The organism is Mycobacterium sp. 23 (assembly GCF_048287075.1).
Taxonomy (GTDB): domain Bacteria; phylum Actinomycetota; class Actinomycetes; order Mycobacteriales; family Mycobacteriaceae; genus Mycobacterium; species Mycobacterium gordonae_B.
The window spans coordinates 5,161,718-5,173,525 of record NZ_JBLVUX010000005.1 but is presented as its reverse complement, the minus strand read 5'-3'; the positions used below and the strand labels follow the sequence as shown (position 1 = coordinate 5,173,525).

Here is an 11,808-nt window from a genome sequence, read left to right as displayed (position 1 = left end):
AACACAAATGACCAGCGGTCATAAACGATTCGCGATTCATTTTGACTGTAAAATTCGTGTACAAATTGGATCTTTTATGCAAGCAATTGACGCTAATGTTCAGGACGTCCGCCGGTGCCACACTTGCGGCCGCACGCCGAGGATCCTGGCCCGAACCCACCACATCGTCTCGATCGTGGCGGCCCCCAGCACTCCGATACCCAGCGCGACCGAGGTGACCCATAGATTCGACGGGTCCAGGAAGAACTTCTTCTGAGCCCACGGCAGACTGAAGATCAGCACGTATGCCGATGCCGAGGCGATCACCAGCGCCAACCGCCACCACTCGTACGGTCGGGCCGCAACCGCAAGCACCCAGACCGCGGTCACCAGCAAGGTGATCAACGCCGCGGTGGACGCCTGGTCCTGCTCCACCGACGTTGCGTGACGGCCGTGGTAGGCGGTCAGGTAGGTCGCGAACGTCGCAATGCCGACGATCAGACCAGCCGGCAGCGCGGAGGTCAGCACCCGCCGGACGAAGCCCGGGTAGGCGCGCTCGTTATTCGGCGCGAGCGACAAGATGAATGACGGAATTCCGATGGTGAACCACGCCGCGATGGTGACGTGGATCGGCTGGAACGGATAGAGCAGCGGCTCGGCCCCCAGCGGCTTGGCCAGTAGACACTCGAGTCCAACCAACAGCGCCAGCAACGCGGAGTAGACGGTTTTGGTCAGGAAAAGAGTAGCGACCCGCTCGATGTTGCCGATCACTCGCCGTCCTTCGCCAACGACATACGGCAAGGTGGCGAACCTGTTGTCCAGCAACACGATTTGCGCGACCGCCCGCGATGCTGGACTGCCGGCACCCATTGCCACTCCGATGTCGGCGTCTTTGAGGGCCAGCACGTCGTTGACGCCGTCTCCGGTCATTGCCACGGTGTGACCGTGTGATTGCAGGGCATGGACGATGGCGCGTTTCTGGTCTGGGCGGACCCGGCCGAAGGTGTTGTGTGAGTCAAGCGCGTCGGCCAGTTCCGCTTCACCGGCGGGCAGTCGGCGTGCGTCCATCGGTTGGCTGTGCAGACCGAGCTGGTCCGCCACCGCCCCGACCGACACCGCGTTGTCGCCTGAGATCACTTTGACCGATACTGATTGCGCGGCAAAGTATTCCAGTGTCTCACGGGCATCCGGGCGTACCCGCTGCTCGAGCACCACCAAGGCCGCCGGCGTCACGGCACCCGGGGCCTCCGGATCGTCCACCGGGACATCGGCGGATCCCAACAACAGCACCCGCAACCCTTGGGCACCGAACCGCTCGGCCTGCTCGGCCGCCGCCGACCGCGGATCGAGCAGCACATCGGGCGCACCGATCACCCAGTTGCCGTGATCGCCGAACGACACGCCGCTCCACTTGGTCGCCGATTTGAAAGGCGCTGTCGCGCTGGGGATCCAGCCAGGCGCCGTGTCGTAGGCCTCGGAAATTGCCAGCATGCTGGCATTCGGGCGGGGGTCGGCCGCGGCCAGCGCGGCGAGCACCTCGGCGACGCTCTCCCCGGCGGCGTCGAGTTCCCGGACTTCGGACACCCGCATTCCGGTTTCGGTCAGGGTGCCCGTCTTATCGGCGCAGACCACGTCGACGCGTGCCAATCCCTCGATGGCCGGCAACTCTTGCACGAGACACTGCCGCCGGCCCAGTCGGACCACGCCGACGGCGAACGCGATCGACGTCATCAGCACCAGTCCTTCGGGCACCATCGGCACCAGCGCGCCCACCATGGCAAGCACCGACTCGCGCCACCCCACGTTCGTGGTGAACAGCTGGGTGTAGATGGTCAGTAGTCCCACCGGGATCAGGAGGTAGGTGATGAACTGCAAGATCCGGTTGATGCCGTTTCGCAGTTCGGATTTCACCAGGGTGAACTTGCTGGCTTCGGCGGCCAGTTTGGCCGCGTAGGCATCGCCGCCGACCTTGGTGGCACGGTAGGCGCCGGCGCCGGCGACAACGAAGCTTCCTGACATCACTTTGTCGCCAACGTCTTTGGCGATCGGATCGGCTTCGCCCGTCAGCAGCGATTCGTCGATCTCGAGGCTACGCGCTTCGACGACCTCACCGTCGACCACGATCTGATCGCCAGGGCCCAGCTCGATGATGTCGTCGAGCACCACGTCCCCGGGTGGCAGGGTGACCGTGCCGGATTGCCTGCGCACCAGAGGTTTTGCCTGACCGATGATCGCCAACCGGTCCAGGGTCTGCTTGGCGCGGATCTCCTGGACCATGCCGATGACGCTGTTCGCGAGGATGAGCATCCCGAACAGCCCGTTGATCAAAGATCCGGTGAGCAGCACGATGCCGAACAACACGCCGAGGATCGCATTGATCCGCGTGAAGACATTGGCCCGGACGATGTGAGCGATGCTGCGGGTGGCACGCTCGGGAACGTCGTTGGCCTGACCGTCGGCGACCCGCTGCGCCACCTCCGCATCGGTCAGGCCAGTGGCGGTCATCGCGTGAAGGTCCCCAGGCCGCTGGAGTCGAAGTATTCGATCTTCAGTGCCTCGCCGGTGAAAACTGCCGTAGAAACCGAACCGGGCAAGGCGTTTTCGGTGGACAGCGGGAAGGTGAAGGTGTCGCCGTCCCAGTGCGCCAAGTCGAAGGTCTGGTTTTTCGGTCCGAGTGTAAGCTGCAGCCGGCCGTCGTGGTCGCTGACGGTGGCCGGTCCCCAGTAGTCGTTGTTATAGACGCCGGCGTAGTCGCTCAGCGGCTTGGCCGGTGCGGGGCTGATCGGCGGCTGCTTGCCGGCGAGCGTGCCGTCGGGGTTGTTCATCGGCGCAAGTTGTTGCCGGTACAGATTCGCCCAGTCCTCTCGCACCTGGCCGTATTGCACCAGATCCATGAACTCCGCGGTCAGCGCCTCCGGAATACCGTACGGTGCGGCGTTGGTGAGGGCGATGATACCGATATCCTCCGATGGCATGACGGCGAAATTCGTTGCGGCGCCGAGCCCGAAGGCGCCCGAGTGGCTGTACATCGTGCGGCCAGACGAGGTCACCGAGGTGTTGAACCCGTGGCCGTAGGTGCCGGCTCTGGCATTCGGATTCCTGGCTGCAGTCGAGATGACCTGCGGGGTGATGGCCGGCAGTAGCGCCTCCGGTGAAGTGATCCGCTGGCCGTTGTAGGTGCCGTTGGCCATCACCATCGTCAGCCAGCGCGCCATGTCGTTGACCGACGAACTCACCCCGCCGGCCGGCGTCTGAGGGTCGGGATCGCGCTGGAATCGCGCTTCCCACCTGTCACCACTTTTGATGTGGTTCACCGCGTGATTGGGCCTGGCCAGGAAATCGGCGAACTTCGAACTGGTCGACGTCATTCCCAGCGGGCGGTACAGGACCTCCTCGGACAGGTCCTCCCAGGGCTTGCCGGCCGCCGCGGCCACCGCCTCGGCAGCTGCCGTCACGCCGAAGTTGGTGTAGGCGTAGCTGATCCGAAACGGCGCGAGCGGCAGGTATTTCAACCGATCCAGCACCTGCTGCCGGTCGTAGCCCAGATCTTCCAGTGCGTCGCCGGCGTGGTCGGGTAGACCCGAGCGGTGCGAGTAGAGGTCGGCGACGCTGACGTGCGTGGTGACATAGGGATCGATGAGGGTGAAGCCCGGCAGCTTCGTCGCCACCGGCGTATCCCAGGTGACGGCGCCTTCGGTCACCTGGTGTGCCACCACGGTCGCTCCGACCGACTTGGAGACCGACGCCAGCTGGAACACGGTGTCGGCGTTGACCTTGTTGTCCGGACCATCGCCTTTGCCGGCATCCTTGATACCGAAGCCTTTGGCGTACAACGTCTTTCCGCCGTGCACGATCGCAACGGCCATACCCGGGACGCCGGAGTTCTTCATCAGCTCGGCCACCAGGCCGTCGACCTTGGCGACGGCGTCGTCGATGCGCCCGGCGGGTATCTGCACTCCGGACACTTCGTTGGGAGGCACCTGCGCCGGCGGCGATGAAGGCCCGACGACCGGCCGGGAGGATCCACAACCGGTCACCGCGAGCAGCATCATCAGCAGTGCGGCGGCGGCCGCGCGTTTCGTCATGGCCGCACTTTAGCCCGCGTTACAGCCGCCACCACGGGTTGAATCGCAGCGGGTTGACCGTGTCGATGCGCTGCCCGGGCACCGGCACGGCAACTTGAACGCCATCCGGCTCGGCGGCCTTGAGCACCCGCTCGACCGGCTCCGCCCAGGGGTGAGGCGCCAACCGGAAGGTGCCCCAGTGGATCGGTACCAGCAGCCCCGAACCCGAGTCGGTGACGTCCAGATGTCCCCGGACCGCCTCTTCGGGATTCATGTGGATGTCGGGCCAGGCCGTGTTGTACGCACCGATCGGCATCAGCGTCAGGTCGAACGGTCCGTGGTCGGAACCGATCTCAGCGAAGCTCTTGGTGTAGCCGGTGTCGCCGCCGAAGTATGCGCGGTGGCGGGGGCCGATGAACGCCCAGGAGGCCCACAGGGTGTTGTTGCGGGTGAAGAAACGACCCGAAAAGTGCCGGGCCGGCATGCAGACGATGGTCAACTCGTCGACTTGCGCGCTCTGATTCCAGTCCAGTTCGACGATCCGCTGCTCGGGTATCCCCCATGAGCGCAGGTGCGCTCCCACCCCGAGCGGCACGAAGAACGGCGCCCGTTGGGTGCGGGCCAGCGCGCGCACGGTGTCGATGTCGAGGTGGTCGTAGTGGTCGTGGCTGATCACTACCGCGTCCACCGCCGGCAGCCCTTCCAGCAGGACGGGCGGCGGGTGCAAACGTTGCGGACCCACGATGTCCGACGGCGAGCAGCGGTCACTCCACACCGGATCCGTCAGTACGCGGTACCCGTCGATCTCCACCAACGCCGTCGAGTGCCCGAACCAGCTCACCGCCAGCTCCGCCGGCTCGCCCTGGTAGATCGACGGCGAGGCCAACGGGATCGGCTTCGCGGGCAGGCTGGCGCCACGGTTCCCGATCAACTCCCACGCGATCTGCCGCATCTCCTCGCGGTTCATCACATAGAGCGAACTCGGGTCGAGGTTGACGAAAACCCCGTCCTGGTAGTTCGGCGAACCTTCGGAGACCGCCGCGATCGCCGACGGGTCGGCGCCCAGCGCCGCAGGCGCGCCGTGCAGCGCCCGCAGCAGCCAGCCACCCGCCGCCAGCGAAACCGTACCGCCGGCCAGTCGCAGCGCCCGCCGCATCATGACAGTTACGCCCCCTGAAAGTTCGGCGGCCGCTTCTCGATCCGGGCGACCTGCGCCTCGATCACGTCCTGGCTGCCCCACGCCTTGTCGAAAAGATCCTTGTGCTCGGGCCGCGGTTCTTCGATCGACCCGTCGTCGTTGAGTACCCGCTTGGCGTGCTGGATAGCCAGCGGCGCCAGACCGGAAATCTCCGCTGCCCATTCCTGCGCATCCGCGAGCGTTCCGATTCGGTTGGCCATCCCGGTCTGCAGCGCCACGTCGGCGGTCAGCTTCTCGGCGGTCAAGAGCATTGCCCGCGCCCGGCCGTGACCGACCAGCGACGACAGCCGACGGATACTCCAGTTATCCAGGGCCAGGCCGTATTTCGAGGTCGGGAACTGAAAGAAGGCGTCCGGGGCTACGACCCGCAGGTCACACTGCATGGCCAACTGCAGTCCCGCGCCGATGGCCGGTCCGTTGACAGCGCCGATGACGGGGACCGGCACCGCGTCCATCACCCGGTGCAGCTCGACCAGCCGGTCGGGGTAATCCGCGGCGAAGGCGTCTCCGGACAAATCGGCGCCCGCGCAGAAGGCGGTGCCCTGGCCGGTCAGCACGACGACCCGGGTGTCGGTCCCGTCGGCCTTGAGCAGAGCTTCCCGCAGTTCCTCCACGAGTTGGGAGTTCAGGGCATTGCGTCGCTCGGGCCGCTGCAGCTCGATGGTCGTGACGGCTTCGGTCTGGGTGACACCGATCATGGGGGCCAGGATATATAGCCTCGTCCTTGTGAGCCGGATCACGACCGACCAACTGCGCGACGCAGTGCTCGACGAGGGCTCGTTCGTCAGCTGGGACATCGGCCCGCTGCCAGTGCCGATGTCCAGCGGTTATGCGCGCGAGCTCGCCGACGCGCGCGCCGCCGGCGGCCGCGACGAATCGGTGTCGACCGGTGAGGGACGGGTGTTGGGACGGCGGGTCGCGCTGGTGGTCTGCGACTTCACCTTTCTGGCCGGCTCGATCGGCGTGGCCGCGGCCGAACGCATCACCACCGCGGTGGAGCGCGCCACGGCCGAGCGGCTGCCGCTGCTGGCGTCACCCTGCTCGGGCGGCACCCGGATGCAGGAGGGCACTGTCGCGTTCCTGCAGATGGTCAAGATCGCCGCGGCCGTCAAGCTGCACCGCCAGGCCCACCTTCCCTATCTGGTCTACCTGCGCAATCCGACCACGGGCGGGGTCTTCGCGTCGTGGGGTTCGCTCGGCCACGTCACCGTCGCCGAGCCCGGCGCCCTGGTCGGGTTCCTGGGTCCCAGGGTGTACGAACTGCTGTACGACCAGCCGTTTCCGGCCGGCGTTCAGACCGCGGAGAATCTGCAGCGTCACGGGGTGATCGACGGCGTCGTCGGGCTCGATGAGCTGCGGGCGACGCTGCACCGGGCCCTGACGGTCATCGCGGACACTCCCGACCTGCCTCCTGCCCAGCCGCCTGGCGAACCGATTCCCGACGTGCCCGCCTGGGAATCGGTGATCGCTTCGCGTCGCGCCGACCGCCCCGATGCGCGGTATCTGCTGCGGCACGGCGCCACCGACCGGGTGCTGCTGTCGGGCACCGGCCAGGGTGAGGCGGCGACGACGCTGCTGGCGCTGGCCCGCTTCGGCGGTCAGCCCGTGGTTGTGCTCGGCCAGCAGAGGATGAACGGCGGCGGGGAAACACCGTCGGGCCCGGTTCGCTGCGCGAGGCCCGCCGCGGCATGGCGCTGGCCGCCGAACTTCGCCTGCCGCTCGTGCTGGTGATCGACACCGCCGGTCCGGCGCTGTCGGCCGAAGCCGAGCAGGGTGGGCTGGCCGGCCAGATCGCCCAGTGCCTGGCCGAGCTCGTCACGCTGGACACGCCGACGGTGTCGGTGCTGCTGGGTCAGGGCAGTGGCGGGCCGGCGCTGGCGATGGTGCCCGCCGACCGGGTGCTGGCCGCACTGCACGGCTGGTTGGCGCCGCTGCCACCGGAAGGTGCCAGCGCGATCGTTTACCGCGATACCGACCACGCGGCCGAACTTGCTGCTGCACAGGGCATTCGGTCGGCCGATCTACTGGCGTCCGGGATCGTCGACGCTATCGTTCCCGAGCATCCTGACGCCGCCGACGAACCGGTCGAGTTCGCGCGGCGGCTGTCGGCGGCCATCGCCGCTGAGGTCCATGCCCTGCGTGAGACGCCGGGGTCGCAGCGCCTGGCCGCGCGTTTGCGGCGCTACCGCCGCATCGGGCTACCGGAAACTCAGTCGTCCAGATAGCGCTGGATCGTCGGTCCGAGCCACCCGACGACCTCGTCCTGACTCATATCAACCACGGGCGGCAGCCGTAACACGAAGCGACACATCGCCAGACCCAGGATCTGGGTGGCAACGAGCCCGGCCCGCTTGCCGGCTTCACCGGGCGGCGCCCAGGCTGCCACCAGCGGCTGCAACTGAATTTGGAAAATCTCCCGCATCCGTTGTGCCGCGTCGTCATTCGTGGCACTACAGCGCAACAGAATGACCAGGGCGTCGTCGCCACCCGCCCAGCGCCGCAGGAAATGGCCCACCAGCAACGGGCCGAGACGGTCCCGGTCAGCAGGTGCGAAATCCGGTAACCGCAAATCGAATTCGGCTGCGGCGGCGAACAGTCGATCCTTGGTGCCGAAGTACCGCATCACCATCGCCGGATCCACGCCGGCGTCTGCGGCGATTGCCCGGATGGTGGCGGCCTGAAACCCGGCCGTCCCGAACCGCTCGCGCGCTTTGGCCAGAATCAGGGCCTTGGTTTCCGCCGATGACCGCCTCATGTCAACAACTGTAGGCCAACATGTGTTGACATACCGGGTGAACGCGCGCATCATGGGCTATGTCAACAGTTGTTGACTTAGCTGGTCGAGGAAAGGACGCACCATGAAAGACACCGATGTCCTCGTCGTAGGTGCCGGGCCCACCGGGCTCACACTGGCCGCCTCGCTGGTTGCCCGGGGAGTCGACGCGGTGGTGGTGGACGAACTGCCGTCCGGCGCCAACACCTCCCGCGCCGCCGTGGTGAATGCCCGCAGCCTGGAATTGCTGGAAGACCTAGACGTTTCCCGGCGCCTGGTCAAGGCCGGGCTGACCGCGCCGCGATTCACCATGCGGCAGGGCTCACACGTCCTTATCCGGGTCGACTTCAGCGAGCTGCCGACCGCCTACCCGTACAGCCTGATGATCTCCCAAGCCGACACCGAGCGGGCGCTGGAGAATCGGCTGAATGAATTGGGCACTGGGGTGATTCGGCCCAAAGCGGTGAGCCACCTGAGCCAGGACGCAACCGGGGTCACCGTGTCCTTCGACGACGGCGACAGCGTCCGTGCGGGCTACGTCGTCGGCGCCGACGGGATGCACAGCACCATCCGCCGGCAAGCCGGAATCGGCTTCACCGGTGGGGAATTCGCCGAGTCCTTCGCGCTGGCCGATGTGCGGGTCGCCGGCGACGCTCCCGCCGACGAGGTCATCCTCTTCTACGGCAACGAAGGCCTGACCGTGCTGGCGCCGTTGCCCGGTGACGTCTACCGCATCGTGGCCCCGGCTGCCCAGGCGCCTTCAGTGCCCACGGTCGAGTTCGTGCAGGATTTGCTGGACAGCCGCGGCTTCGGTCCGGGACGCACGGTCGTCACCGAGTTGGTCTGGGGGTCTCGCTTCCGGATCCAGCACCGCGTCGCCGACACCTACCGGGCAGGCCGGCTGATCCTGGCAGGCGATGCCGCGCACGTGCACAGTCCCGCCGGCGGCCAGGGCATGAACCTGGGCATCAACGACGCCGTCACACTGGCAGAGGCACTGGCCGAGGTTTCTGACTCCGCGCTGGACGCATACAGCGCGACCCAGCGAGCGCGCGCACGACGGGTCCTGAAGCTGACCGGACGGTTGACGAAGGTCTCGACCATGCCGCGCCCGCTGCGCCCGGTCCGCAATTCGGCCATGCGCCTTGCGGCACACGTTCCGGCGGCACGACGAAAGTTCGCGTGGCAACTGAGCGGCCTGGTCAACCGGTGAGCGTCATACCCCGACCTGCGGGATCACGCTGGGCCGCTGCTGCACCACATGCGAACCCCCGCCGCCGCCGACCATCCGCCCGGGCATGCCGCCGTTGGCACCCCCTCCCGCCGGCACCGGCATCATCGGCATCCCGGCACCGGACCCGGCTGCCACCTCGGCGTTAGCGATCGTCGCGGCACCGGCAAGGCTGGTGCCGGGCAACGCCGAAGCAGCCCGCGGGTCCGGCACCGACCCGACCCAACTCTGCGGCACCGACAACGCACCGACCGTGCGCGCCTGACCCAGTCCCGCCGCCGTGCCGAAACCGGTTACACCCGTCGGCTTGATCGCCTCGACTGCCGCGATGGCGGGCAGTTCCGACGGCTCCGAGGCCCCGACCAGCGCGGCACTGCCCGGCGACCCGGCGCCGCCCAGACTGGAAAGCGGTGTCAACGCTGTGCCGACCGCAGTGGACGCCAACTGAAAGCCCTGCGACACCGCGTCCAGTGGGATCGCCTGAGCGACCGTCACCGCCTGTGAGGCAAACCCGGCGAGCTCGGCCGGCAGCGCCGCGAATGGCGTCAACGAGACAGCCACCGAAGCCGCGTCCGCGAGATAGCCCAGCATGGCGGCCACATCCTGGATCCACATCTCGATGTAGAGGAAGTCCGCGGCCGCAATCGCCGGAGTGTTCTGGCCCAGGAAGTTCGTCGCTATCAACGCCAACTGATGATTCCGGTTGGCCGTCACCTCAGCGGGATGGACGGTGGCGGTCCGAGCCGCCTCAAATGCCGTCGCCGCCGCGCGGGCTTGCACGGCCGCCACCTCGGCGATGGCCGACGAGGCGCTCAACCACGCGACGAAACCCGCTGCGATGCCGACCATCGCATTGGCCGCGGGACCCGCCCACGACCCGCTGACCAGATCCGATATCACGGAGTCGAAGGACGAAGCCGAAAACTGCAGCTCTGACGTCAGCCCATCCCATGCGGCGGCCGCCGAGAACAACGGTCCGGAACCGGGCCCGGTGTACATGCGCGCCGAGTTCACTTCCGGAGCCAGCATTTCGAAACCGATCACCTTCACACACCTCCTTCATCAACCGTCCAAAACATACATTTATGTATACGATACGTCAATACATTTTATGCTATTGTGCATCCGATACGCTTATGGATCACAGAGAGAGGGCGGAGCGGCGAATGACGTCAGCGAGCACCGCAAAGGCGACGCGCGTCACCAAGCGCCGCGCCGAAACCCGCGGACGACTGATCGATGCGGCGATCGAAGTCTTCGCCGAGAAGGGCTATGGGCAGGTCACCATCAAGGATGTGTGCACCGCGGCCGGCTACACGCGGGGCGCGTTCTACTCGCAGTTCGAAAGCCTCGAAGAGCTGCTTTTCGTCATCTATCACCAATGGACGGCCCAGATCGCCGAGCAGGTGCGGGGCGCCGTCGACGCCGGCGATCCGGTCAACGACCTGCCCGGGATCATCGCGCGCATCGTGGAGACGCTGCTGCTCGAGCGCGAGTGGCTGTTGATCAAGGTAGACCTGCTGGCGGTGGCCGCGCGCAATCCGGAGCTGGCCCAGCGCTGGTCCGTCCACCGTCGCAAACTGCGCAGGACCATCGAGGAGCTGCTCATAGCCCGGGGCATCGGGTCGCATGAGTCAATCGGCAGCGTAGGAGAGACGGCCCAAGCCGTAATCGCCCTTTATGACGGTCTGGCCACCCAGCTGATCCTGGAAAACGACGACGGGGCCGCGCGCGCCCGGCTCATACAGCTGCTCAACGTGGTACTTACCCCGGGCGGAACCGCTCCCTGACCACCCGGAGAACTCACGTCGACGACATTCGGTCCCCGATGTGGCCCTCCACGTATCCGATGTGGCAATGTATCGGCTACATAAATAACCAGGGGGTGCACACATGGCTACTGCGACCACCACTGCGAAGCCACCGCGAGTCACCAAACGCCGCGCCGAGACCCGCGCCCGCCTCATCGAGGCGGCGTTCCGCGTATTCGCCGAAAAGGGCTATGGCCACGTGACCATCGAGGACGTGTGCGAGGCCGCCGGCTATACCCGGGGCGCGTTCTATTCGCAGTTCGAGAGCCTGGAGGAGTTGTTCTTCCTCTTGTACGACGAGTGGGCCGGCCGCACCGCGGAGCAGGTCCGCGCCGCGATGGAGGGCGCCGACGCAGTGGTCGACCTGCCCGGAGTCGTCAACCGGATCGTCGACACGCTGCTTCTCGAACGTGACTGGCTGCTGATCAAGTTCGACTTCCTGCTGTATGCGGCGCGCAACCCCGAGCTCGCCCACCGCTGGGAGGTCCATCGCGCGCAGCTGCGCAAAGTGATCGAGGAACGGCTGATCGCCAGCGGCATCGGGTTCCACAAAGCGATCGACAGCGTGACCGACACGGCCCGCGCCATCATCGCCGCCTACGACGGGGTCAGCATCCAGCTACTACTCGACAGCGACCAGACGGCGGCGCGCGCTTGGCTCACCCAGCTGATGAACGTTGTGTTGACTCGCGATTGACCCTTTCGATGCGTCCATGCATATGATACATTTGTGTATCTAGTTAGGTGTCGTG

At 66.5% G+C, this 11,808-nt stretch carries 9 protein-coding genes and 1 pseudogene; 4 read left to right on the top strand and 6 right to left on the bottom strand.

The annotated features are described in order from the left end of the window. Positions 1 to 99: 99 nt before the first annotated feature. The 4 genes from ACNQS7_RS25180 to ACNQS7_RS25165 are packed head-to-tail and all read right to left on the bottom strand — an operon-like array spanning position 100 to position 5,939. On the bottom strand, positions 100 to 2,484 hold the full coding sequence (locus ACNQS7_RS25180; protein WP_418014671.1) for a cation-translocating P-type ATPase: 2,385 nt from the start codon (positions 2,482 to 2,484) through the stop codon (positions 100 to 102). Then, positions 2,481 to 4,064 carry a serine hydrolase gene (locus tag ACNQS7_RS25175; protein ID WP_418014670.1) on the bottom strand — a complete coding sequence of 528 codons (1,584 nt, stop codon included), beginning with the start codon at positions 4,062 to 4,064 and terminating at the stop codon, positions 2,481 to 2,483. The genes ACNQS7_RS25180 and ACNQS7_RS25175 overlap by 4 nt, the downstream gene beginning before the upstream one ends. 19 nt (positions 4,065 to 4,083) lie before the next feature. Continuing rightward, complete coding sequence (locus ACNQS7_RS25170) at positions 4,084 to 5,202, bottom strand: MBL fold metallo-hydrolase (protein WP_418014669.1); 1,119 nt, start codon at positions 5,200 to 5,202, stop codon at positions 4,084 to 4,086. Between the two features lie 5 nt (positions 5,203 to 5,207). Next, positions 5,208 to 5,939: an enoyl-CoA hydratase gene (locus tag ACNQS7_RS25165; protein ID WP_418014668.1), complete on the bottom strand. Its 732-nt coding sequence runs from the start codon at positions 5,937 to 5,939 to the stop codon at positions 5,208 to 5,210. 28 nt (positions 5,940 to 5,967) lie between these two features. Here ACNQS7_RS25165 and ACNQS7_RS25160 point away from each other — a divergent pair. Continuing rightward, a pseudogene (locus ACNQS7_RS25160) lies at positions 5,968 to 7,466 on the top strand (carboxyl transferase domain-containing protein). Here ACNQS7_RS25160 and ACNQS7_RS25155 read toward each other — a convergent pair. Further along, a complete protein-coding gene (locus ACNQS7_RS25155; protein ID WP_418014667.1) occupies positions 7,451 to 7,996 on the bottom strand; it encodes a TetR family transcriptional regulator in 546 nt (181 codons plus the stop codon). The pseudogene ACNQS7_RS25160 and the gene ACNQS7_RS25155 overlap by 16 nt on opposite strands. 103 nt (positions 7,997 to 8,099) lie before the next feature. On the opposite strand from ACNQS7_RS25155, the gene ACNQS7_RS25150 reads away from it, so the two are divergent. After that, entirely contained in the window at positions 8,100 to 9,227 is a 1,128-nt protein-coding gene (locus tag ACNQS7_RS25150; protein WP_418014666.1) for an FAD-dependent oxidoreductase, read from the top strand. 3 nt (positions 9,228 to 9,230) lie between these two features. Here ACNQS7_RS25150 and ACNQS7_RS25145 read toward each other — a convergent pair whose 3' ends face one another. After that, positions 9,231 to 10,274 (bottom strand): PPE family protein, encoded by a 1,044-nt coding sequence (locus ACNQS7_RS25145; RefSeq protein ID WP_418016141.1) that lies wholly within the window; start codon positions 10,272 to 10,274, stop codon positions 9,231 to 9,233. A gap of 137 nt (positions 10,275 to 10,411) precedes the next feature. On the opposite strand from ACNQS7_RS25145, the gene ACNQS7_RS25140 reads away from it, so the two are divergent. After that, entirely contained in the window at positions 10,412 to 11,035 is a 624-nt protein-coding gene (locus ACNQS7_RS25140; RefSeq protein WP_418014665.1) for a TetR/AcrR family transcriptional regulator, read from the top strand. 103 nt (positions 11,036 to 11,138) lie between these two features. Next, the gene (locus ACNQS7_RS25135; RefSeq protein WP_055580634.1) at positions 11,139 to 11,753 is read left to right on the top strand and encodes a TetR/AcrR family transcriptional regulator; all 615 of its coding nucleotides are present in this window, start codon (positions 11,139 to 11,141) and stop codon (positions 11,751 to 11,753) included. Positions 11,754 to 11,808 lie beyond the last annotated feature (55 nt).